19 protein-coding genes and 1 pseudogene are annotated in these 23,290 nt (G+C 73.6%); 11 read left to right on the forward strand and 9 right to left on the reverse strand.

What is annotated here, in order from left to right; genetic code table 11:
• Positions 1 to 673 precede the first annotated feature (673 nt).
• From QK440_RS28715 to QK440_RS28725, 3 genes are all read left to right on the forward strand, one after another.
• Positions 674 to 1,702, forward strand: coding sequence for an SCO0930 family lipoprotein (locus QK440_RS28715; RefSeq protein WP_282796133.1), 1,029 nt, complete (start codon positions 674 to 676; stop codon positions 1,700 to 1,702).
• A 421-nt stretch (positions 1,703 to 2,123) separates the two neighbouring features.
• Complete coding sequence (locus tag QK440_RS28720; protein ID WP_282796134.1) at positions 2,124 to 2,945, forward strand: SAM-dependent methyltransferase; 822 nt, start codon at positions 2,124 to 2,126, stop codon at positions 2,943 to 2,945.
• Entirely contained in the window at positions 2,942 to 5,074 is a 2,133-nt protein-coding gene (locus tag QK440_RS28725) for an EAL domain-containing protein (protein ID WP_282796135.1), read from the forward strand. Before QK440_RS28720 ends, QK440_RS28725 begins: the two co-directional genes overlap by 4 nt.
• A gap of 210 nt (positions 5,075 to 5,284) precedes the next feature.
• Here the strand turns inward: QK440_RS28725 and QK440_RS28730 are convergent, their stop codons facing one another.
• Entirely contained in the window at positions 5,285 to 6,166 is an 882-nt protein-coding gene (locus QK440_RS28730; protein ID WP_282796136.1) for a LysR family transcriptional regulator, read from the reverse strand.
• Between the two features lie 96 nt (positions 6,167 to 6,262).
• On the opposite strand from QK440_RS28730, the gene QK440_RS28735 reads away from it, so the two are divergent.
• From QK440_RS28735 to QK440_RS28745, 3 genes are read left to right on the forward strand one after another with little or no spacing between them, the layout of a single operon-like run.
• The gene (locus tag QK440_RS28735) at positions 6,263 to 6,970 is read left to right on the forward strand and encodes a succinate dehydrogenase (protein WP_282796137.1); all 708 of its coding nucleotides are present in this window, start codon (positions 6,263 to 6,265) and stop codon (positions 6,968 to 6,970) included.
• Between the two features lie 3 nt (positions 6,971 to 6,973).
• The gene (locus QK440_RS28740) at positions 6,974 to 8,923 is read left to right on the forward strand and encodes a fumarate reductase/succinate dehydrogenase flavoprotein subunit (RefSeq protein WP_282796138.1); all 1,950 of its coding nucleotides are present in this window, start codon (positions 6,974 to 6,976) and stop codon (positions 8,921 to 8,923) included.
• A complete protein-coding gene (locus QK440_RS28745; protein ID WP_282796139.1) occupies positions 8,920 to 9,666 on the forward strand; it encodes a succinate dehydrogenase/fumarate reductase iron-sulfur subunit in 747 nt (248 codons plus the stop codon). The genes QK440_RS28740 and QK440_RS28745 overlap by 4 nt, the downstream gene beginning before the upstream one ends.
• 20 nt (positions 9,667 to 9,686) lie before the next feature.
• Here the strand turns inward: QK440_RS28745 and QK440_RS28750 are convergent, their stop codons facing one another.
• Together QK440_RS28750 and QK440_RS28755 are read right to left on the reverse strand one after the other, a co-directional pair.
• Positions 9,687 to 10,697 (reverse strand): MBL fold metallo-hydrolase, encoded by a 1,011-nt coding sequence (locus QK440_RS28750; RefSeq protein WP_282796140.1) that lies wholly within the window; start codon positions 10,695 to 10,697, stop codon positions 9,687 to 9,689.
• Positions 10,698 to 10,909: 212 nt separating this feature from the next.
• Positions 10,910 to 11,905: pseudogene (locus QK440_RS28755) on the reverse strand (serine hydrolase); the annotation flags it as partial.
• Positions 11,906 to 11,949: 44 nt separating this feature from the next.
• Between QK440_RS28755 and QK440_RS28760 the strand changes: the two are divergent.
• Positions 11,950 to 12,906 carry a LysR family transcriptional regulator gene (locus QK440_RS28760; protein ID WP_282796161.1) on the forward strand — a complete coding sequence of 319 codons (957 nt, stop codon included), beginning with the start codon at positions 11,950 to 11,952 and terminating at the stop codon, positions 12,904 to 12,906.
• Between the two features lie 144 nt (positions 12,907 to 13,050).
• Here QK440_RS28760 and QK440_RS28765 read toward each other — a convergent pair whose 3' ends face one another.
• From QK440_RS28765 to QK440_RS28790, 6 genes are all read right to left on the reverse strand, one after another.
• Positions 13,051 to 14,364, reverse strand: coding sequence for an MFS transporter (locus QK440_RS28765; protein WP_282796141.1), 1,314 nt, complete (start codon positions 14,362 to 14,364; stop codon positions 13,051 to 13,053).
• Positions 14,361 to 14,966: a helix-turn-helix domain-containing protein gene (locus tag QK440_RS28770; protein ID WP_282796142.1), complete on the reverse strand. Its 606-nt coding sequence runs from the start codon at positions 14,964 to 14,966 to the stop codon at positions 14,361 to 14,363. Before QK440_RS28770 ends, QK440_RS28765 begins: the two co-directional genes overlap by 4 nt.
• A 193-nt stretch (positions 14,967 to 15,159) precedes the next feature.
• Positions 15,160 to 17,529: an excinuclease ABC subunit UvrA gene (locus QK440_RS28775; RefSeq protein WP_282796143.1), complete on the reverse strand. Its 2,370-nt coding sequence runs from the start codon at positions 17,527 to 17,529 to the stop codon at positions 15,160 to 15,162.
• A gap of 186 nt (positions 17,530 to 17,715) precedes the next feature.
• Positions 17,716 to 18,639: an MsnO8 family LLM class oxidoreductase gene (locus tag QK440_RS28780; RefSeq protein ID WP_282796144.1), complete on the reverse strand. Its 924-nt coding sequence runs from the start codon at positions 18,637 to 18,639 to the stop codon at positions 17,716 to 17,718.
• A gap of 141 nt (positions 18,640 to 18,780) precedes the next feature.
• A complete protein-coding gene (locus QK440_RS28785) occupies positions 18,781 to 19,278 on the reverse strand; it encodes an EF-hand domain-containing protein (RefSeq protein WP_282796145.1) in 498 nt (165 codons plus the stop codon).
• A gap of 207 nt (positions 19,279 to 19,485) precedes the next feature.
• On the reverse strand, positions 19,486 to 20,037 hold the full coding sequence (locus QK440_RS28790) for an ABATE domain-containing protein (RefSeq protein ID WP_282796146.1): 552 nt from the start codon (positions 20,035 to 20,037) through the stop codon (positions 19,486 to 19,488).
• A gap of 126 nt (positions 20,038 to 20,163) precedes the next feature.
• Here QK440_RS28790 and QK440_RS28795 point away from each other — a divergent pair, with 126 nt between their 5' ends.
• From QK440_RS28795 to QK440_RS28810, 4 genes are all read left to right on the forward strand, one after another.
• Entirely contained in the window at positions 20,164 to 21,381 is a 1,218-nt protein-coding gene (locus QK440_RS28795; RefSeq protein WP_282796147.1) for an MFS transporter, read from the forward strand.
• Positions 21,382 to 21,611: 230 nt separating this feature from the next.
• Positions 21,612 to 22,004: a VOC family protein gene (locus QK440_RS28800; protein ID WP_282796162.1), complete on the forward strand. Its 393-nt coding sequence runs from the start codon at positions 21,612 to 21,614 to the stop codon at positions 22,002 to 22,004.
• A 222-nt stretch (positions 22,005 to 22,226) separates the two neighbouring features.
• Positions 22,227 to 23,060: a UdgX family uracil-DNA binding protein gene (locus QK440_RS28805; protein ID WP_282796148.1), complete on the forward strand. Its 834-nt coding sequence runs from the start codon at positions 22,227 to 22,229 to the stop codon at positions 23,058 to 23,060.
• A 73-nt stretch (positions 23,061 to 23,133) separates the two neighbouring features.
• Positions 23,134 to 23,289: a DUF6131 family protein gene (locus tag QK440_RS28810; RefSeq protein ID WP_282796149.1), complete on the forward strand. Its 156-nt coding sequence runs from the start codon at positions 23,134 to 23,136 to the stop codon at positions 23,287 to 23,289.
• Position 23,290: the final 1 nt, after the last annotated feature.

Consider the following 23,290-nt stretch of genomic DNA (forward strand, 5'->3'; position numbering starts at 1 on the left):
GTCTCCCTTTGGGGGGGGGGGGGGGGCCGCCAGGGGGGGGGGGGGGGGGGCCGGGGCCGGGGGTACGGGCCGCGGGGGCGGCGGCGCAGGCTCGGGCGGGGTCGGTGCCGGCGGCGTCGGCCTCGGGGGAGTGGGTTTCGGCGGGGTGGGCTTAGGCGGGGTGGGCTTCGGGGGAGTGGGCTTCGGTGGCGTCGGCTTGGGGGGTGTCGGCTTCGGCGGCGTGGGTTTCGGCGGCGTCGGCTTGGGCGGCGTGGGCTTGGGAGGCTTCGGCGGCTTGCACCGCGCTCCGCTGCCCGCGTACGCCGTCGCCGACCCGCCCGGGCCGGTCGACGCGTACGCGCAGGCGTCGGCCGGGGCGACGGCGGAGCCCGCCGGGGCGGCCACGAGCAGGGAGAGCGTGAGCAGCGCGAACACGCGGGTGGCGGGAGCGAGAAGACCCCTGGGTGATCCGGGCACGACGCAGAGCATGGGGGCGGGCGCGACCCGCCGGGGGAGAAGATGAGCGAAACCCGCCGAAGGTGGGACACGCCGCACGCGGGTTCGCCCCTTCCGGGCGCCACCGACGAAGAATTCCGACCCGCCGTTGAACGCCTTCCCCCGCCCCGCCCGTACCTAGGGCCATGCGTGATGCCAGTGGGCGTCGCGACACCCGAGCGGACAGTGGGAGTGCGAGATGAAGACCTGGCGGAGCGCCTCGCTCGTGGCGACGACCGCGGCCGTGCTGGCGCTGACGACGGCGTGCGGTCAGGACCAGGGGGACCGGTCCCCGAAGGGCCAGAAAGTCGGCAACGAGGCACCGGTCGACAAGGGCGCGGACCCGGGCGACGGCTACGGCTCGGACAGCGGCAGCGGCAGCGGCAACGGCTACGGCGCGGACTCGGGCAAGGACGGCTCGGACGGGAAAGGGGCCGGCAAGGGCGCGGCCCGCCCGGGCAAGGCGAGGTCCGCGGGGCAACTGGGCGCCTGGGACAGCAAGAAGCTCGGCAAGGTGGTCACGGACAGCGCGGGCTTCACGCTGTACCGCTTCGACAAGGACACCGCCCAGCCGCCCGCGTCGAACTGCGCGGGCGCCTGCGAACAGGCCTGGCCCGTCGTGCCCGCCAAGGGCGCCCAGGCCCCGCCCGGCGTCGACGCCTCCCTGCTCGGCGAGGTCACCCGGCCCGACGGCAGCAAGCAGCTCACGCTCGACGGCTGGCCGATGTACCGGTACGCCAAGGACACCGAGCCCGGTGACGCCAAGGGCCAGGGCGTCGGCGGCACCTGGTTCGCGGCCGCGCCCGACGGCAAGAAGGCCCGGCCGGGGGCCGCCGGGGGCGGCGGCGCGGCGCGGCCGGCCGACCCGGCCGGGCTCTCCACGCGCAAGGACCCCGAACTCGGCGAGATCGTCGTCGACCGCGACGGCATGACCGTCTACCGCTTCACCAAGGACTCCGCCTGGCCCATGAAGTCCGCCTGCACCGGCGCCTGTCTGAAGAAGTGGCCGGTTGTCGAGCCCGTCGCGAAGAACGACACCCGGAACATCCTGAAGAAGGGCTTCGTCACCTTCGACCGGCCCGACGGGCTGAAGCAGCAGACGATCGACTGCTGGCCGCTGTACACCTTCGCCGGGGACAAGAAGCCGGGCGACACCAACGGCCAGGGCGTGGGCGGCACATGGTTCGCCGCCCGCCCCGACGGCAAGGCGGTGCGCGCCTCCCGATAGCCCGGCCCCCCCCCGGCCGGGCTCCAGGACCGGTCCGTTCCCTCCCCGTACGAGCAGCCGTGCCGGCGGCCGTACGACGGAGGGACCGGGCCGGTCCTTCGCGCGCTGTGCCGGAAGCACCCCCGCAGCCCCCGCGGCGCCCCCTGCGGCGCCCCCCGCGGCCCCCCGAAGCGCCCCCACAGCGCCCCCGCAGTGCGCCTCCCGGGACACGTTCCGGACGGTGGTCCCCGGAGCGCGCTCCGTGACGGAAAACCGCCTGCGTCACCACGTGCGTACGGCATGTGCCAATGGCAGCGACCCAGGCAGTGACCGAGAACGGACGGCCAATTTCCGGTTTGACTCGCTCCCTTGGCCGGCGATCAGTAGCCTCACCCTCGAACACCGGCTCGCCTCAGCCTGACGCCTAAGCCTTGGAGTGTTGATGGAGCGTCCTGCCTGGGCCCCGCCCGGCATCGACATCGCGATGCCGAGCGTGGCCCGGATCAACGACTGCTACCTGGGAGGCTCGTACAACTTCGAGGCGGACCGGGAGGCCGCCCGCCACGCCATGGTGTTCCTGCCCGGCTTACCGAAGATCGCTCAGGCGAATCGTGCCTTCATGCGGCGAGCTGTGCGTTTCGCCGTCGCCGAGGGCGTCACGCGGATCCTCGACATCGGCTGCGGCATCCCGTCCTCCGGCGCGCCGCACGAGGTGGCCCGGGCCGCGGACCCGGCGGCGACGGTGGTGTACGTCGACCACGACCCCGTCGCCGTCGCGCACGCCGGCGCCACCGTGGAGGGCGACCCGCGGGCCGCCGCGGTCTTCGCCGACCTGCGCAGGCCCCGCGACATCCTGGGCGACCCGGACGTCAAGGCGGTGCTCGACGCCCGACTGCCGGTCCTCCTCCTGCTGGTGGCTGTACTCCACTTCGTCGAGGACGCGTACGATCCCTACGCGGCGGTCGGTGAGCTGCGGGACGCGACAGCGCCCGGCAGCCTCCTCGCCGTGACCCATGCCGCGTACGAAGGGACACCGGTTCCGCGGGAGCAGACCGATGGTGCCGTCGGCGTGTACAACGACATCCGCAATCCATTGATCATGCGATCGCGTGCCGAGATCGCGCGGTTCTTCGAGGGATACGACATGGTGGAACCCGGCCTCGTGCCGATGCCGCAGTGGCGGGCCGACACGGAACTCGACGCGGACGCCGTCGAGGAACCCTGGGCCTCCTCCGGGTTCGCCGGCGTGGGACGCAAGCGTTGAGCGCCGAGCCGGACGGGCCGGAGGACAGACTGCGCAGGTTCGCCACCATCTGGAGCCGCGCACTGTTCCCGGCGACCGCCACCTCACTGACCAGACCCGAACTCGAACGCCAACTGGAGCCGCTCGCCCGGCGGTTGCGCGACGCCCTGGAGGAGCGGCCGTTCCGCGCCGCCACCGGCGAGTCCGTCGGCGCCGCCCTGGTCGAGGCGGACTGCACCGAGCCGGAGACGCTCAGCCGCACCCTCGACGTGGTGGAGGCCTACCTGGTCCTGTACTGCGGCGCGCAGGGCGAGCGCGAGGAGCTGCGGGCCCGCTGCGCGCGCCTCCAGCACGCCGTGGCAGCGGGCTTCGCCCGGGCCCTGCGCGAGCGCACCCTCGCCGAGCAGGAGGCCATATCCCGGGCCGCCCTGGCCGCGCGCGGCACCGTCGCCGAGGCCCTGCACGCGAGCGAGGCCCGCTTCCGCGCGGTGTTCCACGGCGCCGCGATCGGCATCGGCATCGCCGACCTCGACGGCACCGTCCTGGAGGTCAACGACGCGCTGGTGCGCATGTTCGGCGGCCTCGAACACCAGCTCCGCGGGCGCAACGTGGGCGAGTGGTCCCACCCCGACGACTCCCCGCACGTGTGGCGGCTGTACGAGGAGCTGGTGCGCGGCGAGCGCGAGCACTACCGCGTGGAGAAGGCGTTCTACCGCCCCGACGGCACGGTCCTGTGGACCAACCTGACGGTCTCCCTGCTGCGCGACGCCGACGGCGTGCCGCAGTACCAGCTCGCCCTCGTCGAGGACACCACCGAGCGGCGCCTGCTCCACCTGCGCCTGCGCTACGAGGCCACGCACGACGCGCTCACCGGGCTGCCCAACCGCACGCTGTTCTTCGAACGCCTGGAGAAGGCGCTCGCCGCGGGCAAGGGGGCCCGGTTCGGCCTGTGCTACCTGGACCTCGACGGGTTCAAGGCCATCAACGACAGCCTCGGGCACGCGGCGGGCGACCGGCTCCTCGTCGAGGTCGCCGACCGCCTCCAGGCCTGCGCGACCGCGCCCGGCGAGATGGTCGCGCGGCTCGGCGGCGACGAGTTCGTGGCGCTGACCACCGGGCCCGACACCGAGCGCGGCGTCGACGAACTCGCCGGGCGCATCATGCACGCGCTCGCCACCCCCATCAGCGTCGACGGCCGCGAGCTGACCGTGCGCGGCTCCATCGGCATCGTGGAGGGCCCGGCCGCCGACCGCGGCGCCGCGGAGGTGCTGCGCAGCGCCGACATCACCATGTACCGGGCGAAGCACGCGGGCGGCAACCGCTGCGAGCTGGCCGACCCCGAGGCCGACGCCCGCGCCATCACCCGGCACGGCCTCACCACGGCGCTGCCGGTGGCCCTGGAGCGCGGCGAGTTCTTCATCGAGTACCAGCCGCTCGTGCACCTCGGCGACGGCAGCGTGCGCGGCGCCGAGGCGCTCGTGCGCTGGCTGCACCCGCAGCACGGCGTCATCGGACCGGACCGCTTCATCCCGCTCGCCGAGCACACCGGGCTCATCGTGCCGCTCGGGCGCTGGGTCCTCGAGGAGTCCGTGCGGCAGGCCCGCACCTGGCAGGCGCGGCACGCCGACGCGGGCCCGCTGCGCGTCAACGTGAACCTCTCGCCGTGCCAGCTCACCCACCCCGGCCTCGTCTCCGACACCGTCGAGATCCTGGAGCGCACCGGCCTCGCGCCGGGCGCGCTCTGCCTGGAGGTCACCGAGTCGGCGCTCATCGGCGCCGACGACGACCTGCTCAAGCCGCTGCGCCACCTCGCGGAGATGGGCGTCGACATCGCCCTCGACGACTTCGGCACCGGCTACTCGAACCTCGCGAACCTGCGGCGGCTGCCGGTCAGCGTGCTCAAGCTCGACCGCGCCTTCACGCAGGGCATGCAGCACTACCCCGTCGACCCGGTCGACCTGAAGATCGTCGAGGGCATCGTCTCGCTGGCCCACAGCCTGGACCTGGCGGTCACGGTGGAGGGCGTGGAGACCGGGGCGCAGGCCGACCAGTTGCGGGAGCTGGGGTGCGACACCGCTCAGGGCTGGTACTACGCCCGGCCGGGGCCGCCGGACCGGTTGCACGAGCTGGCTCTCGCGGACGTTTCCTGACGGGGGCGTCCGGGGCGGGGTTCTCGGCGCTCCGCGCCTCGTCCTCAAGCGCCGGACGGGCTGTCACCCTCCGTTGCCGTTCGTTTTCGTTCGCGGGCCGTCGTGGGGTCATCGCGCTGGCGCGCTCGTCCTCAAACGCCGGACGGGCTGATATCCCTGCCGGTGGTCCGTCGTGTGCCGGACGGGCTGGTACCCCCCGCCGGTGGGCCCTCAGGGTTCCCGGGTGAGGAGCATTCGCTGGAGTTCTCGGGCTGCTCGTGGGGGTGCCACGTCGCTTCGGTGGGCCAGGGCGATGGTGCGGCGGAGACGGGGGCGGGAGAGGGGGGTCATGCGGAGGCCGCTGCCTGAGCGCTCGGCGACCATGCGGGGGACGACGGCGACGCCGAGGCCGGCGCGGACGAAGCCGAGGACGGCGTCCATCTCGCCGCCCTCGACGGCGAACTCGGGTTCGAAGCCTTCCGCGCGGCACGCCGCGACCGTGAGTTCGCGCAGGTCGTAGCCGTGCCGGAACATCACGAGGCGTTCGCCCTGGAGGTCGGCGACGCGGGCCGTGGCGCCGAGGCCGGGGGCGTCGGGGGAGGAGACCACGACCAGGTCCTCGCGCAGCAGCTCCACCGTCGTCAGGGCGGGCGACGGGCTCGGCAGCGGCAGCACCACGAGCGCCAGGTCGAGCGCGCCGCGCGCCAGCTGGCGGACCAGGTCGTGACTGCCGCCCTCCTCGATCAGGAGCTGGATACCGGGGTGCCGGTCGTGGAAGTCGCGAAGGACCTGCGGCAGCAGGCCCGTGCAGACGCTCGGCGTCGCGCCGAGGCGCACCCGGCCGCGCCGGAGCTGCGCCAGCTCCTGCACCTCGATGCGGGCGGTGTCGGCGTCGGCCAGGATGCGGCGGGCCAGCGGGAGCAGCGCCTCGCCCGCGTCGGTGAGCGTGATGTTGCCCCGGGCCCGGCTGAACAGCTCGGCGCCCAGCTCCTTCTCCAGGGCGCGCACCTGCTGCGACAGCGACGGCTGCGAGACGTGCACCCGCTCGGCGGCCCGGGTGAAGTGGCGGGTCTCGGCCACGGCGACGAAGTACAGGAGCTGCTGGAACTGCATGGGCCACACGATACGACTGACAATAGGTCCTGCCTATCGAGATGAGCAGATCCATGTCTTGGACTGATAGGGCTCTTCGGCCCTAGCGTTTCCGGCATGGCTCTGGCAACGCGGACGGACCGACGGCCGTCACTACCCCGCACGGTGTGGGACTCCACCGTCGGCAAGAAGACCGTCATGGCGGTGAGCGGCCTGATCATGCTGCTCTACCTCGTCGCCCACATGATCGGGAACCTGAAGATCTTCTTCGGCCCCGACGACTTCAACCACTACGCGCACTGGCTGCGCACCCTCGGCGGGCCCGTCATGCGCTGGGAGTGGACGCTGTGGGTGATCCGCGTCGTGCTCGTCGCCGCCGTCGTCGCGCACGCCGTGTCCGCGTACCAGCTCAGCAAGCGGGACCTGAGGGCGCGCCCCAGCAAGTACGTGCACAAGAGGCCGCGCGCGAGCTACGCCACGCGCACCATGCGGTGGGGCGGGATCATCCTCGGGCTGTTCATCGTCTGGCACATCCTGGACCTGACGACGGGCACCGCGCACCCGGGGGAGTTCCAGCACCTGCACCCGTACCAGAACGTCATCGACACCTTCTCCACCTGGTACGGCAACGTCGTCTACATCACGGCCGTGGTCGCCCTCGGCCTCCACGTCCGGCACGGCTTCTGGAGCGCCGCCCAGACCCTCGGTGTGGGCAGCGCGAGCCGCGACCGCGCCCTGAAGACCTGCGCCAACGGCCTCGCGCTGCTGCTGACCGCGGGCTTCGTCTCCGTACCCGTCGGCGTCATGACCGGAGTGGTGAGCTGACCGATGAATTCCTATGCCGAGTACGCCACCGGGGAGCCGGTCGCCGACACCAAGGCGCCCGGGGGACCGATCCACGAGCGCTGGGACACCCGCCGCTTCGAGGCCAAGCTGGTCAACCCCGCCAACCGCCGCAAGCACACCGTCATCGTCGTCGGCACCGGCCTGGCGGGCGGCTCCGCCGGGGCCACGCTCGCCGAACAGGGCTACCGCGTCGTGCAGTTCTGCTACCAGGACTCGCCGCGCCGCGCCCACTCGATCGCCGCGCAGGGCGGCATCAACGCCGCGAAGAACTACCGCAACGACGGCGACTCCGTGCACCGGCTGTTCTACGACACCGTCAAGGGCGGGGACTTCCGCGCCCGCGAGTCCAACGTGCACCGCCTCGCGCAGATCTCCGTCGAGATCATCGACCAGTGCGTGGCGCAGGGCGTCCCCTTCGCCCGCGAGTACGGCGGCCTGCTCGACACCCGCTCCTTCGGCGGCGTCCAGGTGTCCCGGACGTTCTACGCCCGCGGCCAGACGGGCCAGCAGCTCCTGCTCGGCGCCTACCAGGCGCTGAGCCGGCAGATCGCGGCGGGCAACGTCGAGATGCACCCGCGCACCGAGATGCTCGACCTGATCGTCGTCGACGGCCGGGCCCGCGGCATCGTCGCCCGCGACCTGGTCACCGGGAAGATCGACACCTACTTCGCCGACGCCGTCGTCCTCGCCTCCGGCGGCTACGGCAACGTCTTCTACCTGTCGACCAACGCCATGAACTCCAACGCGACGGCCGTGTGGCGGGCCCACCGGCGCGGCGCCTGGTTCGGCAACCCGTGCTTCACCCAGATCCACCCCACGTGCATCCCGCGCACCGGTGACCACCAGTCGAAGCTGACGCTGATGAGCGAGTCGCTGCGCAACGACGGCCGCATCTGGGTGCCCAAGGCCAAGGGCGACACGCGCCCGCCGGGCGAGATCCCCGAGGACGAGCGCGACTACTACCTGGAGCGGATCTACCCGTCGTTCGGCAACCTGGTCCCGCGCGACATCGCCTCGCGCGCCGCCAAGAACGTCTGCGACGAGGGCCGCGGCGTCGGACCGGGCGGCCAGGGCGTCTACCTCGACTTCGCCGACGCCATCGCGCGCATGGGCCGCAAGGCCGTCGAGGCCAAGTACGGCAACCTCTTCGACATGTACCAGCGGATCACCGACGAGGATCCGTACGAGGTGCCGATGCGGATCTACCCCGCCGTGCACTACACGATGGGCGGTCTGTGGGTCGACTACGACCTCCAGACCACCGTGCCCGGGCTGTTCGCGATCGGCGAGGCCAACTTCTCCGACCACGGCGCCAACCGGCTCGGCGCCTCCGCCCTGATGCAGGGCCTCGCCGACGGCTACTTCGTGCTCCCGGCCACCATCAACGACTACCTGGCCCGCAACCCGCACCACGAGGAGGTCACCGACGACCACCCCGTCGTCCAGGAGGCGCTGGCCGAGACCGAGGACCGGCTCAACCTCCTGCTCGCCGTCGACGGGGACCGCACGCCCGACTCCTTCCACCGCGAACTCGGCGAGCTGATGTGGGAGTTCTGCGGCATGGCGCGCACCGACAGCGGCCTGCGCAAGGCCCTGGAGCGCATCCCGCAGATCCGCGAGGAGTTCTGGCGCCGCGTGAAGGTGCCCGGCACCGGCGAGGAGCTCAACCAGTCCCTGGAGAAGGCCAACCGCATCGTCGACTACCTCGAACTCGCCGAGCTGATGTGCCTCGACGCCCTGCACCGCGCCGAGTCCTGCGGCGGCCACTTCCGCGAGGAGTCCCAGACCCCCGACGGGGAGGCCGCCCGCAGGGACGAGGAGTTCTCCTACGCGGCCGCCTGGGAGTTCACCGGCACCGGCACCGCCCCCGTCCTGCACAAGGAAGACCTGGTCTTCGAGTACGTCCACCCCACTCAGCGGAGCTACGCATGAAGCTCACCCTGCGCGTCTGGCGCCAGCGCCACGCCGACGCCGAAGGCCACATGTCCACCTACGAGGTGGACGGCATCTCGCCGGACATGTCGTTCCTGGAGATGCTCGACACCCTCAACGAGGAGCTGATCCTCAAGGGCGAGGAGCCCGTCGCCTTCGACCACGACTGCCGCGAGGGCATCTGCGGCGCCTGCTCGCTCGTCATCAACGGCGACGCGCACGGGCCCGAGCGCACCACCACCTGCCAGCTCCACATGCGGTCCTTCCAGGACGGCGACACCATCGACGTCGAGCCGTGGCGGGCGGCCGCCTTCCCGGTCGTCAAGGACCTGGTCGTCGACCGCTCCGCCTTCGACCGCATCATCCAGGCCGGCGGCTACATCAGCGTCCCCACCGGCTCCGCGCCGGAGGCCCACGCGACGCCCGTGCCCAAGCCGGACGCGGACTCCGCCTTCGAGCACGCCGAGTGCATCGGCTGCGGCGCCTGCGTGGCCGCCTGCCCCAACGGCTCGGCGATGCTGTTCACCTCGGCCAAGGTCAACCACCTGAACGTGCTCCCGCAGGGCGCGCCCGAGCGCGAGACCCGCGTCCTCGACATGGTCGCCCAGATGGACAGCGAGGGCTTCGGCGGCTGCACCCTCACCGGCGAGTGCGCCACCGCCTGCCCCAAGGGCATCCCGCTGCCGTCGATCGCCGCCATGAACAAGGAGTGGCTGCGGGCGACGCGCAAGGTGCGGCGGTAGCGCACCCGCCCGGCGGCGGGTCAGGAGCGGGGCCGGAGGTCCGCCCCGTACACCGTCCGGTAGTCCGGCACCACGAGCCGGGAGGCGGGGCTGACCTCACGGGCCTGGGCGAGGAAGTCGTCCAGGCCCGTGCCGTCCTTGCGGGGCGGCCGGCTCAGCGGCTTCTCGAAGTCGTCCCAGTGCACGGGCACGAGCACGTCCGGGTGGCCGAGCGTCTGCAGCAGGCGCGGCACGTACCGGTACGTCGACGCGCTCGACGCCACGGCCACCATCGCGATGTCCGGCTCAAGACCCGCGAAGGAGCGCTCGTCGAAGTCGCTCGCGCCCATGAAGAGCGCCGACGGCCCGCCGTCCGGCGTCACCTTGAAGGCGAGCGTGTCGCCCTCCGGCAGGTCCGAGATCGTCCGGGGCGCGGCCGCGGGCGGGGCGTTCAGGGTGCCCGGCGCGAAGTAGGAGTATGAGCCGTTGCGGCTGTGCCGGGAGCTCGCGACCTCCACCACGTACCCGTCGAAGTCGAGCACCTCGCCGCCCTTCACGACGGATATCTGCCCGGCGTCGACGCCGAACGAGCGCAGCACCTGGTACGTCGTCTCCGTGCCGATGACCCGGGCCCCCGTCGAACGGGCCAGGTACGGCACGTCGTTGAGGTGGTCCCAGTGGGTGTGCGTGACGCAGACGACCTCGGGCGTACCCGCGTGCTCGCGCACCAGCGCCTTGTCGGTGCGCAGCCGGGTGTCGGGGTCGAAGGAGCCGCTGAACAGCCCGGTGTCGAAGCGGGTGACGTACGGGTCGACGAGCACGGTGGCCGTCCGCGCCCCCCGTGCGAGGTCCATCCGCCACCCCGAGGTGCCGAGCCAGCGGTACGAGACCGAGACCGAGTCCGCGGCCCGGCCGCGCCCGGCCGGGGCGGCGGCGCCCTCGGTGTCCTTCGCGGACGCGGTGGCGGGGATCAGGGGGACGGCCGCCCCGAGGGCGGCGCCGCGCAGGAGGGTACGGCGGCCGGGGGTGGACCGGCGTGTGTGCGTGTTCATGGCGGCAGCAGATCAGGCGACGGGGCGCGACGTCCAAGATCCCCAGCCGGGGCCATCGATATGCGATCCCGTATCACAGCAGGTCAGAGCCGGTTTTTGGAGGTCTCGGCCACGCGCGGATCCTCGGCGTGGGGGGTGTCGGCCACGCGCGGATCCCCGGCGTCGACGCGCTGCCGGGGGGACGGGGACGGGGGTGCGGCGGCCGCGGCGGGGCGCAGGCTGTCGACGGCCAGCCGGGCCGCCGTGCCGATGGCGGCGTCCACCCGCGTGAGGTCCGCGACCATGGCGCGGCTCCGGGCGAACACCGCCACCGCGTACCGGTCCCCCTCGGGCAGCCGCACTACGCCCGCCTCGATGTGCAGGCCCGGCAGTGTGCCGGTCTTCGCGGCGATCCGTACGTCGTCGGGGAACCCGGACGTCAGCCGGTGCCGGAACACCTGGCGCTCCATCAGGGCCCGCACCTGCGCACAGGCCTCGGGCGGGCCCGCCTCGTCCCGCCAGATCAGGTCGAGCAGCCGCGTCACGTCGCGGGGCGTGCTCGCGTTGGCGCGCCGCGGGTCGAGGACGCCGAGGCGGCGCTTCCGCTCGTCCGGCAGCGCGCGGTAGCGCGCCGCGAACTCCTCCTCGGTCCGCGCGCCGACGTCCGCCAGCATCGACGCGAGGGCCTCCCGCGGCCCGCCCACGATCCTGGTCCGCTCCAGCCCCAGCTCCCGCGCGAGCATCCCCAGCGTGTCGACGCCGACGCGGGACAGCAGGGCGTCGGCCGCGGCGTTGTCGCTCACCGTCAGCGCGAAGTACGCGAGGTCGCGCAGCGAGATCTCCAAGTCGTCCACGCACCCCGCGGTACCCCACCCGCCGAGCCGGTGCTCGTCCGTCACGAGCACCCGCTCCCGCGGATCGAGCTGCCCCGCGACGACCTGCCGGGCGAACTCCAGGACCAGCAGCACCTTGAAGACGGAGGCGAGGGGGACGGGGGTGTCGGCGTCGAGGGCGACTTCGGGGCCACCTCCCTCAGCCCGAGAGGCGGCCCTGCTGGGGGAAGCGTTCCCGCCAGGGGAGGCGGCCCTGCCGGGGGAAGTGCCCTCGCCAGGAAAGGCGGTCCTGCTGGGGGACGTATGCGCGCCAGGGGAGGGGAGGCGTACCGCGTGCAGCGCGCCCTCCGCGCCCGCCCGCGCGAACACCTCTCGTATCCGGTCCTCGACCCGCATCCCGCCCCTCACTTTCCCTCGCCTACGCTCGTCCCGTGGATCTCATGCGGCACCTGCGTATTTTCGTCGTCACCGCGGAGGAGCTGCACTTCAGCCGGGCCGCCGAACTGCTCGGCATGGCGCAGCCGCCGCTCAGCCAGGCCGTGCGCCGCCTGGAGCGGGAGCTCGGCGCCGAACTCTTCGACCGGAGCAACAACCGCCAGGTCAGGCTGACCCCCGCCGGGAGCGTCCTGTACGACGAGGCCCGCGAGCTCCTGGTCCGCGAGGAGCGGCTGCGGTCGCTGGTGCGGCGGGCCGTCGACGGGGACGTCGGTACGCTGCGCGCGGGCGTGCCCGAGGACATCGCCGCGCCCGTGCTGCACGCGCTGCTCGCCGCCTGCGCGGAGGAGGCGCCCGGGCTGCGCGTGGACCTCCAGGAGGTGTCCACGCAGGAACAGCTCCGCCTGCTCGCCTCCGGCGGCCTCGACGTCGGGCTCCTGCACCAGCCGGTGGACGCGACCGGGCTCGCCGTCGGCCCCGAGGTGGCCGTGGAGCTGGGCGTGGTGCTGCCCCGTACGTCGCCGCTCGCGCGGCTACCGGAGGTCGGCCTCGCCGACCTGGCCGGGCACGACCTGGTGCTGTGCCCGCGGGACGCCGCGCCCGGCTGGTACGACGCCACGCTCGACGCGTGCCGCGCCGGCGGCTTCGTCCCGGGGCGGGTGCGGCACGCGCGGAACCCGGAGTTCCTGCTCGGGCTCGTGGCGGCGGGGCAGGGGGTGGCCTTCGAACGGGGCACCGCCGCGCGCAAGGAACCACGGGTGGCCTGGCGGCCGCTGGCGGGGCGGCCGCTGGTGCAGCGGGTCGCTGCGGCGTGGCCCGCGCAGGGGGCGCACGCGGGGGCGGCGCGGTTTGCCCGGGTGGCGGCGGGGGTGCTGGTGCGGGACCGGGTGGCGGTGCCGGGGCCGGCGACGGGTGCGCGGGCCCGGAGCCGCCCCTGGGAAGTGGTGTACGACCCCCCTTGACCCCCGCCACCCCGACCGAGCCCCACCCACCCACCTCGCTTCGCACCGCGCCCCCGATCACCGGACAGCGGCCTATGGGAACAGCAACCGCCTCCACCCTTGATGGCCGACGGAAGGTGAGGGAATGGCCCGGTGCGATGGTGATCAGTGACGAGGGAGGGCCGGTTCGCCATCAGAGGCCGGCGAAAGTGCGGGAGTGCTCGTTGTCCGGCGGGACGTTGGCAGGTCCCGGGAGCGCCGGATCGGGGAGAAGAACAGGATCAGTGCGGCGAGCGGGATCCCCGCTGTCGTGATGGCCATGGCGGTGCGAAGGCCGAGTGCGGTTCCCAGCACGCCGCCGAGCAGTGCTCCGATGGGGATCGCTCCGTAGCTGAGGAATGCTGTGCTCGCGGTGAGACGGCCGAGGAGATCCGGCGGGCAGTAGCGTTGCTGGAAGCTCGCCTTGATGATGTTGCCGGCGACGACACCCGCGGAGACGCTGAAGCCACCTGTCACAAAGAGCAGGATCCCGGCTCCGCCGATGGTCAGCGGGATGAGCAGACCGAGTGTGGGAAGTCCCAGTTCGAACAGCAGTGTTGCGCGGGCCGTGCCGATCCGGTGAGCGACCCGGCGTGCGGCGAACGCCCCGGCTACGCCTCCGGCACTGGTCGCCGCGATGAGTACGCCGACCGTCCCCGGGGTCAGGCCGACGCTCCGGACCAGGAAGACCACTTGGATGGACTGGTATCCCATGAGGGCCAGGTTGGAGGCGGCTCCGAAGAGTGTGAACGTGCGGAACCAGGGGTCGTAGGCGATCAGCCGCAGGCCTTCGCGGACTTCACCGGCCAGTGAAGTGTGGCGGTGTTCGGTTCTGGTGACGCGTGGCTCGCGATGTCGGATGCCTGCGAGGCACAGGAGGGAGACGAGGAATGTCGCGGCGTTGGCGAACATCCCGTTCACCGCACCGGCCAACTGTGCGATCAGGCCGCCGGAACCGAGCCCGGCAATCTGCGCGGCGGACGCGCTGCCGTGCAGTTTGGCGTTGCCCTCGGGCTGGTCATCGGGTTCCAGGATGGTGGGGAGATAGGCGGTGTAGGCGGTCTGGAAGAAGACCGCTGCCGTGCCCGTCAGCAGGGCGACGGCCAGCAGTAGTCCGATACTCAGCCGGCCGGCCCACGCGGCGACCGGGACGCCGGCGAAGGGTACGAGGGAGACCGCGGCGGCGGCCAGCATGACCGGTCTGCGGCGCAGCCGGTCCACCCAGGCACCGACCGGGAGACCGATGATCAGCCAGGGGGCCCAGGCCGCGGCGCTCAGCAGGCCGACCTCGAACGTGCTGGCGTGCAAGGTGGAGACGGCGACCAGCGGCATCGCCACCCCGGTGACGGACGCGCCGAACTTGCCGGCGGTCTCGCCGCACCACAGCAGGCGGAAATCGCGGTGGCGACGCAGGAGGCCACCGCGTATGCCGTGGCTCATGCGGAGCCACGCCCCTTGCGGGGGAACGACTGAAGCTGCACGACGACAGGGAGCGCGTCCGGAGCGGGCTCGGCGTCCGGAGCGGGGGTGTGGCGGGCGATGACAGCCATCAGCTCCGCGTTGAGTGCCTTCAACTGCTTCGGAGTCATCCGCAGGTCACTCCAGTCCGAGACAGTACCGGCGCTCCGCCACGTGTCGTCCCAGTCCTCGCCGATGTAGTTCACGACCCGGCTGAAGTGCTGCTGCAGCAGTTCGTGCAGGTAGACCGACAGCGCGCCCCGGGTGTCGGGATCGTCGCGGAAATCGGCGGTGTTCAGCTCATTGGAGACGTCGACCCTTCTCCACCAGCGCTCGCGTGTCGTGCCCCGTCCGGTCTCCTCCTCGATGAAGCCGTGTTCGGCGAGGTGGCGCAGGTGCCAACTGATGGTGCCGGTGTTCTGCCCGAGGCGTTCGGCGAGCTTGGTGGCGGTAGCGGGGCCGTCCAGGCTGAGCAGTTCGAAGATGTTCATCCGCAGCGGGTGGGCCAGCCCTCGCAGGCTGCGCGCATCGAGGCGCCGGGTGGGCTTGGCGGGCTGTGATGTGCGTTCGGATTCGTCGGACATGCCAACAGCGTAGATTGCAGAGTCTTCTCTGCATAGGAGTCTCTGCAGAGGAGGCTCTGCCAGTGGCAGGCGTCGCTGTCGGACGGGCTTGCTTTCCCCGGCGGGACTTTCGTTGCCGGGGCCGCACGGGTGGGTGGGTGGGAAACTCCGGCGCGGTAGCGGCGGGGTGGCCGGCTGCGGCGAGGGCCGTGGCTCAGGGCAGGGCCGCCGCCAGGTAGGGCGCCGTACGCCCCGCCCGGGCACGGGCAACCCGCTCGGGCGGCCCCGAAGCCACCACGCGGCCCCCCTCCGCCCCACCCCCGGGCCCGAGGTCCACCACCCAGTCCGCCCCGGCCGCCACGGCCATGTCGTGCTCGGCCACCACCACGGAGTGCCCCGCGTCCACCAGCTCGTGCAGCCGCCCCACGAGGAGCTCCACGTCGGCCGGGTGCAGGCCGGTGGTCGGCTCGTCCAGGAGGTAGAGGGTGTGCCCCCGCCGCACCCGCTGCAACTCACCGGCCAGCTTGATGCGCTGCGCCTCACCCCCGGACAGCTCCGTCGCGGGCTGCCCGAGCCGCAGGTAGCCGAGCCCCACGTCCAGCAGCGCCCGCAGGCTCCGCAGCGCTCCCGGTGTGTCGGCGAAGAAGGAGGCCGCGGCCTCGACGGTCAGGTCGAGGACCTCGGCCACGGTCCGCCCGCGGTGGGTGACCTCCAGCGTCTCGGGGTTGTAGCGGGCACCCCGGCAGTCCGGGCAGGGCGCGTACGTACTGGGCAGAAAGAGGAGCTCCACGCTCACGAACCCCTCGCCCTGGCAGGTCTCGCACCGGCCGCCCGGCACGTTGAAGGAGAAGCGGCCGACGCCGTACCCGCGCGCCCGCGCCTCGTCCGTCGCCGCGAACACCTTGCGGACGACGTCGAAGAGCCCGGTGTACGTGGCGAGGTTCGAGCGCGGCGTACGGCCGATGGGCTTCTGGTCCACCCGGACCAGCCGCCCCACGCCCTCCAGGTCCTCCGTGATCTCGCCGATCAGGGTCGACTTGCCGGAGCCGGAGACCCCGGTGACCGCCGTGAACGCGCCGAGGGGGAACTCCACGGACACGTCCCGCAGGTTGTGCCGCGTCACCGGCCCGACCTTCAGCCAGCCGCGCGGTGCCCGGACCTGCCGCGCCGGCGCGGGGGCGCGGCCGAAGAGGTAGCGGGCCGTGGCCGAATCCGGTACGTCCGCCAGCTCGGCCACGGGCCCGCTGTGCAGCACGCGCCCGCCGTGCTCGCCCGCGCCCGGCCCGACGTCCACGAGCCAGTCCGCGTGCCGCATCACGTCCAGGTGGTGCTCGACCACGAAGACCGAGTTGCCCGCGGCCTTGAGCCGGTCGAGGACGCCGAGCAGGGCCTCCGTGTCGGCCGGGTGCAGGCCCGCCGACGGCTCGTCGAGGACGTACACGACGCCGAAGAGCCCGGAGCGCAACTGCGTCGCGAGGCGCAGCCGCTGGAGCTCGCCCGGGGAGAGCGTCGGCGTGGCCCGGTCGGGGGAGAGGTAGCCGAGGCCGAGTTCGACCACGGTGTCGATGCGCGAGAGCAGGTCGGCGGTCAGGACCCGGGCGGTCTCCGACGTTCCGCCCGCGTCCCGCAGGCACGCCGCGAGGTCGGTCAGCGGCAGCGCGGCCAGCTCCGCGATCGTACGGCCCGCGAACGTGACCGCCAGCGCCTCGGGCCGCAGCCTGCTGCCGCCGCACGCCGGGCACGGCTCGCTGGTCAGGAAGCGTTCGGCCTTGGCGCGCAGCGTCGGGCTTTTTGAGTCGGAGAACGTCTTCATGACGTACCGCCGGGCGCTCATGTACGTGCCCTGGTACGGGCGTTGGATACGGTCCGCCTCGCGGACGGGGTGCACCGTCACCACCGGCTGCTCGTCGGTGAAGAGGATCCAGTCCCGCTCGCTCCGCGGCAGTTCGCGCCAGGGCCGGTCGACGTCGTACCCCAGCGCGTCGAGGACGTCCCGGAGGTTCTTGCCCTGCCAGGCGCCCGGCCAGGCCGCGATGGCGCCGTCCCGGATGGACAGCGACGGGTCGGGGACGAGGAGCTCCTCGGTGGTGCGGTGCACCCGGCCGAGGCCGTGGCACTCGGGGCAGGCGCCGGCGGCCGTGTTGGGCGAGAAGGCGTCGGAGTCGAGCCGCTCGGCGCCCGCCGGGTAGTCACCGGCGCGCGAGTACAGCATGCGCAGGGAGTTGGAGAGCGTCGTGACGGTGCCCACCGAGGACCGCGACGTCGGCGCCGCCCTGCGTTGCTGGAGCGAGACGGCGGGCGGAAGGCCCGTGATCTCCCCGACCCGGGGCGCTCCCACCTGGTGGATGAGGCGGCGCGCGTACGGCGCGACCGACTCGAAGTAGCGCCGCTGCGCCTCCGCGTAGATCGTGCCGAAGGCGAGCGAGGACTTCCCGGACCCGGAGACGCCGGTGAAGACGGCGATCACGTCACGCGGGACGTCCACGTCGACGCCGCGCAGGTTGTGCTCGCGGGCTCCCCGGACGCGGACGAACGGATCGTGCTCGTGCTCGTGGTCGTAGCCGTGGGCGCGAGGGCTGGGCATGAGGGGGCTCCGAACGCGACGAGGGGACAAACCCCACGATTCTAGGGCGGGACACACCACGCACCTCAGGCGGGCGCCCCCCCATGGCCCCGACCTCCGGCCCCCGCGCCCCCCGGGCCCCAGCCTCCGGCCCCGCACCCCCGGGCTCCGCGCCCCGGGCCCCGCACCCCCGCCCCGCGTACGCCGTCAGGGACGGTCGGCGCCCCCGGCCCCGGCGAGACCCGCCACGCGCGCCAGGCGCCGGTAGGAGTCGAGCAGGCCCTCGCGGTCGTACGTACTCGTCGTCACCAGGACCTCCTGGGCGCCGCTCTCCTCGACCAGGGCCGTCAGCGCCTCGGCGACCTGCTCCTCCGTGCCGTGGACGTGGCCCTGGAGCCCGGACTCGTACAGGCTCCGCTCCTTGTCGGTCAGCGCGCCGCCCGCCGCGAGCCCCTCGACGCGCTCGGCGGGCGGCAGCGGCGGGAACGTGCCGTGCGTACGCGCGTACGCCATCGACCACGCCTCCGGTACGAGCAGCCGGCGGGCCGCCTCCTCGGTGGCGGCCACGGCGACCGTGCCGGAGACGACCACGTACGGCTCCGGCGCCCAGGCCGACGGCTGGAACGCCGCGCGGTAGCCGTCGACGGCGCGCAGCATCTTCTCGCGCCCCCGCAGGTCGCCGATGACCAGCGGCAGGCCCGCCGCGGCCGCGACGGCCGCGCCCTCTCCGGTGGCCAGGACGAAGGCCGGGACCCGCCGGCCGTCGGCGGGGTAGGCGCGCACGCCCGTGTCCGAGGTCCCGCGGAACCAGCCGAGCAGCTCGGTGAGCTGGGCCGCGAAGTCCTCCGCGGCGTGCTTGTCGCGGCCCAGCGCCTTGCGCACCCCGTCCGTGAACCCGACGGAACGCCCGAGCCCCATGTCGATCCGGCCCGGGAACAGCGCTTCCAGGACGCCGAACTGCTCGGCAACCACGAGCGGCTGATGGTTGGGCAGCATCACGCCGCCCGTGCCCACCGCCTCGGGTCCGTCGTGCCCCTCGCGGGTCCGGGAGCGGTCGAGGACGGAGAACCGCACCTCTCCCCCGTGGGGGCCCGGTATGCCCCGGGGCGTCTGTCCCTGCTGGTCCTGCACGGCTGCTCCGTAAGATCGGGCCCGGACGTCACCCGGATGGCCTCCGCTGCCAGCTCCATGATCCGCCAGGTCGGCGGGGCGGGCAAAGTGATTCCGGTCTCCGCGGTGCCCGGCGCCGTGCACGCCGTCCCGTGGGCCGGGTTACGCCACGTAGGCCGCGGCCATGGGGGAGACGCCGGTGGTGACGAAGTCGTGGATGCCCGCCAGGTAGGCGTCGCGGTCGATCAGCCCGTCGCCGTCGGTGTCGAGGGCGTCGAACGCCGCGTCGGCCGCGGCCCCGGCGTTGCCCGCGGCCGTGCGCAGCCGGACGAAGCCGTCGCGGTCCAGGCGCCCGTCGCCGTCGAGGTCGGCGATGTCGAACAGGGAGCCCAGCGCGGGCCGGCAGGAGCGCTCGAACGCGTCGTGCCCCACCCACGAGCGGTACTCCTCGAAGGTCACCCGTCCGTCGTGGTCGCCGTCCATGTCCTGGAAGACGGCCTCGTGCGCGGCCCGTGACGCGGCGACGACCGGATGGTGGGCGTCCCGGCCCACGGCGGACGCGACGCGCTCGACGCGGCCGAGGTACTCGGCGTGCGTGACGGCGCCGTCGCCGTCGACGTCGAGCATGGCGAAGATGCGGTGCTGCGGTGAGTCCGTCACTGCGGTTCCTCCTGGGTGCGGTGCAGGCGTGGCTTTACCGCCGTCAAGCTACCCAAGAGCTGACAGAGTGAGGCGTAACCGGGCGAGCCGGTCACAGGGATTCGTCCGTGGCTCCTTGTCCGTCAGGAGTGGTCGAAGCCGGTCACGTCGCCGCGCCGCGCTCGCGTGGTGGCCCGCCGGGACCTCGCGCGCTGCCACCCCGGCCCGTCAGGCCCGGTCGTGCCGATGTGTCCGGCGGCGGTAGGCCGCGGCGTTGACCCTGCTGCCGCAGCTCCGCTTCGAGCACCAGCGCCGGGTGCCCGCCCGGGAGCGGTCGAGGAAGAGGCGCGTGCACGGCTCGCCGGCGCAGCGCCGGATGAGCAGGCGGTCGGGCCCTCCGAGCAGGTCGGCGGCGCCCGCCCCGAGGGTGGCCAGCACCTCCCGCACCCCGCCGCGGCGCTCCACCCGGCCCAGGTCCCGCAGCGCGGGGCGTACCGGCGGGTGCGCGGCGGCCCGCCGGACCCGGGCGACGTCCCGCGGGTCGGCGGGTCCGCCCTCGGCGGCGGCCAGCGCCAGCCGGTAGATCGCCTCGCGCAGGGCCCGGGCCGCGGTGAGATCGGCCCGGCTCACCGTCTCCAGCCGGTCGACAAGACCGGCTTCGGCGGCCCACCGGGCGAAGTCCCCGGGCTCGCCCAGGAGTTCTACGGGGCGGGTGGTGCGCCACGCGACGGTGGCGGCGAAGTCGAGGGCCGGGTGGTCGCTGACGAAGAGGAAGCTCACGTCGTGAGTATGGGCGACGGGCACACATGGCGTCATCCCTTGAGGGTATGACGATCGGGTCGGGCCGCACGGGCGGCCGGGCTCCGAGTCCAGGTCTGGAGGCGTGCGGTGGGTACGCAGACGTCAGTGGAGCCGCGCACACGCCCCCGTACGCCGGGGGTGGTGCTCGTCCGGTACATGCAGGTGGCCCTCCTGGTCCGCCTCGCCTCCGAAGGGGCGCGGGTCGCCCTGGTGGTCCTGGCCGTGGACCGCACGGGCAGCGCCGCCTTCGGAGGTGCCCTGGTCGCGGCCCTCCTGGTGCCCGGCCTGGTCGCCGCCCCCCTGGCCGGGGCTCTCGCGGACCGGGTCCGGCGCCGCCGGCTGTTCCACGCCGGCGCCCTGATGGGCCACGGCTTGGGGCTGGCCGCCGTGGCGGGGCTGACCGGCCGGGCGCCCGCCCTGGTCACGCTGGCGGCGGCGGGGGCCGCGGGCTGCTGCACCCCCCTGGTGACCGGCGGCCTGACCAGTCTGCTGGGCGACCTGCTCCCGCCCGCGGCGCTGGGCCGCGCCTTCAGCCTGGACGCCGTCACGTACAACCTGGCGGGCATCGCCGGGCCGGCCCTCGTCTCCGTCCTCGCGACAGCCGTCGGCCCGGCACCCGCCCTCCTGGCACTGGGCGCCGGGGCGCTCACGGGGGGCCTGCTCGTCCTCTCCCTACCCCTGCGCCCCCGGCCCGCGCGGGGCGGCCCCGCGCTGCGCCCCGCCGACGTGAGGGCCGCCGCGGTGCTGCTCGTGCGCGACCCGCCGCTGCGTTCACTCACCTGGGCCAGCGGCCTCGGTCAGCTCGGTGTCGGTGCCCTGCCCGTGGTGTGCGTGCTGCTCGCCGCCCGCTACCAGGCGCCCTGGGCCGCGGGCGGCCTGATGACCGTCATGGCCGTCGGCTCCCTCGCCGGTTCCCTGGCGTACGCCTGGCGGCCCTGGGGCGAGCGGCGCCCCGAACGGACCGTCCTGGCCATGCTGTGCGCGACCGGAGTGCCGCTGGCCGCCGTGTCGTGCACGGGCGGCGCCCTTGCCGCGGCCGTCGGCTTCGCTCTGGCCGGGTGCTGCACCGGCCCCCTCTTCGCCGCCCTGCTGGCCGGACGCGACCGCTACGCGCCCCCGGCCGCACGGACCCAGGTGTTCACCCTGGGGGCGAGCGTCAAGAGCGCCTTCTCCGCGGCCGGGGCCGCGCTCGCGGGGGCCTGCCAGGCCGCCGGGCCCGGCGGTCTCGTCCTCGCGGTGGCCTGCTGTCAGGTCGTGGCGGCAGGGCTTGGCGCTCTCCTGCTGAGGGGGCGCCGGGCGGCCGGGAACGTCCCGACTCCGTAGACACAGGGTGACGTGCCTACGGTGGGAGTGTGGCCGAGCGGGAAGCACGGGCTCGGTGGCTCGCGGCAGGCGGGGTCTCGCGGCACCTCGCCGTGCTGGAGGCGGCCGGGCTCGTCGCGACCAGGCGGGAGGGCCGCTACGAGTACCACGACCTGAACACGGCGCCGCTGCGGCTGATCGTCGAGCGCCGGCTCGTGCCCCGCACCCCCCGGACCGGAGGAGAACACCCCGTGAGAATCCGTATGACCAGCGTCTTCGTCGACGACCAGGCCAAGGCCCTGCACTTCTACACCGAGATCCTCGGCTTCGTGAAGAAGCACGACGTCCCGGTGGGCGAGAAGGACCGCTGGCTGACCGTCGTCTCGCCCGAGGAGCCCGGCGGCACCGAACTCCTCCTGGAGCCCGCCGCCCATCCGGCCGCCAGGACCTACCGCGACACCCTCGTGGCGGACGGCATCCCGCTCGCCCAGTTCGCCGTGGACGACGTGCGCGCGGAGTACGAGCGCCTGCGCGGCCTCGGCGTCCGCTTCACCCAGGAGCCCCTGGAGACCGGCCCCGTGACCACCGCCGTCCTGGACGACACCTGCGGCAACCTCATCCAGATCGCCACGCAGCCGGAGTAGGGCGGCGGCCGCGCGCCGGGCCCGGCGTTCCGCGGTGTGCGCGTGTCCGTGGCGTGCGCGTGTCCCTGGCGGATTCGGGCGGTTGGTTCGCGGAGGGTGGTGACTCGGGGAGGTGGTCCGCGCACCCCCGCGCGGGCACCGCTCCGCTCGCCGGGGGCGAGGCGCCGCCCCCCCCGTACGCCGGTCAGGGGGCGGGGCGGGACGTTGGCTCAGGGAGGCACCATGCCGGGCGCGGACAGGAAAGCAGCAGCCGAGCGGACGGCGGACAAGAAGGTGACCGACAAGAAAGCGGCGGACAAGAAAGCGGTGGACGAGAAAGCGGCGGACGAGAAAGCCGCGGGCAAGGAGGCCGCGGACAAAAAGGCGACGGGCAAGAAGGCGGCGGGCAAGCAGGGGCCCGAGGGGGCCCTGCCCTATGTGCCCGCACGGGGCGGGATCCCGGCTCTGCGCCGCGCCGCCGTGGACTGCCGCGGCTGCCCGTTGTACGCGGACGCCACTCAGACCGTGTTCGGCGCCGGCCCCGCGCCCGCGCGCCTCATGCTGGTCGGCGAGCAGCCCGGCGACCAGGAGGACCGGGCGGGCGAGCCGTTCGTGGGCCCGGCCGGGCGGCTGCTCCACTCGGCGCTGGACAAGGCCGGCATCGACGCGGAGCGGGCCTACGTCACCAACGCCGTCAAGCACTTCAAGTTCGCCCCCGTCGCCGAGGGCCGCAAGCGCCGCATCCACAAGGCGCCGAACCTCGGCGAGCTGACCGCATGCCGCCCCTGGCTCGCGGCCGAGGTGCGGCGCGTGCGGCCCGAGCTGATCGTCGCGCTCGGCGCCACGGCCGGGAAGTCGCTGCTCGGCAACTCCTTCAAGGTGACCGAGGCGCGGGGCGCGCTGCTCTCCCTCGCGCCGGGGACGGACCTGCCGCTGGTGGCCGGGGAGGACGACGGCGACGGCCGGCGCCTTCTGGCCACGGTGCACCCCTCGGCGGTCCTGCGGGCGACCGACCGCGACGAGGCGTTCGACGGCCTCGTGGCCGACCTGCGGGTCGCCTCGGGCTTCCTCGGCTGAAGTGGCCGGGACGACCGGCGCGGCACACCGGGGCGCGGCGCATACTGGACGTACCGGGAGATTGGAGGACCCAATGATCACCGTTGGGCTCATTCTGCTCGTCATCGGCTGGGTGGCCGGTATCTCGATCCTCTGGACGATCGGCCTCATCCTCCTCGTGGTCGGCGCCGTCCTGTGGGTGCTCGGCTCCGTCGGCCACGCGGTGGGTGGCAGGCGGCACTACTGGTGAC

Source organism: Streptomyces sp. CC224B, assembly GCF_030010595.1.
Lineage (GTDB): Bacteria > Actinomycetota > Actinomycetes > Streptomycetales > Streptomycetaceae > Streptomyces > Streptomyces longispororuber.

Excerpts from the sequence above, each read along its gene's own strand:
- QK440_RS28770 (WP_282796142.1), bottom strand. The coding sequence starts at position 14,966 with ATGTCCGACGAATCCGAACGCACATCACAGCCCGCCAAGCCCACCCGG.
- QK440_RS28735 (WP_282796137.1), top strand. The coding sequence starts at position 6,263 with ATGGCTCTGGCAACGCGGACGGACCGACGGCCGTCACTACCCCGCACG.
- QK440_RS28810 (WP_282796149.1), top strand. The coding sequence starts at position 23,134 with ATGATCACCGTTGGGCTCATTCTGCTCGTCATCGGCTGGGTGGCCGGT.
- QK440_RS28765 (WP_282796141.1), bottom strand. The coding sequence starts at position 14,364 with ATGAGCCACGGCATACGCGGTGGCCTCCTGCGTCGCCACCGCGATTTC.
- QK440_RS28720 (WP_282796134.1), top strand. The coding sequence starts at position 2,124 with ATGGAGCGTCCTGCCTGGGCCCCGCCCGGCATCGACATCGCGATGCCG.
- QK440_RS28775 (WP_282796143.1), bottom strand. The coding sequence starts at position 17,529 with ATGCCCAGCCCTCGCGCCCACGGCTACGACCACGAGCACGAGCACGAT.
- QK440_RS28760 (WP_282796161.1), top strand. The coding sequence starts at position 11,950 with ATGCGGCACCTGCGTATTTTCGTCGTCACCGCGGAGGAGCTGCACTTC.
- QK440_RS28745 (WP_282796139.1), top strand. The coding sequence starts at position 8,920 with ATGAAGCTCACCCTGCGCGTCTGGCGCCAGCGCCACGCCGACGCCGAA.
- QK440_RS28730 (WP_282796136.1), bottom strand. The coding sequence starts at position 6,166 with ATGCAGTTCCAGCAGCTCCTGTACTTCGTCGCCGTGGCCGAGACCCGC.
- QK440_RS28740 (WP_282796138.1), top strand. The coding sequence starts at position 6,974 with ATGAATTCCTATGCCGAGTACGCCACCGGGGAGCCGGTCGCCGACACC.
- QK440_RS28715 (WP_282796133.1), top strand. The coding sequence starts at position 674 with ATGAAGACCTGGCGGAGCGCCTCGCTCGTGGCGACGACCGCGGCCGTG.
- QK440_RS28750 (WP_282796140.1), bottom strand. The coding sequence starts at position 10,697 with ATGAACACGCACACACGCCGGTCCACCCCCGGCCGCCGTACCCTCCTG.
- QK440_RS28805 (WP_282796148.1), top strand. The coding sequence starts at position 22,227 with ATGCCGGGCGCGGACAGGAAAGCAGCAGCCGAGCGGACGGCGGACAAG.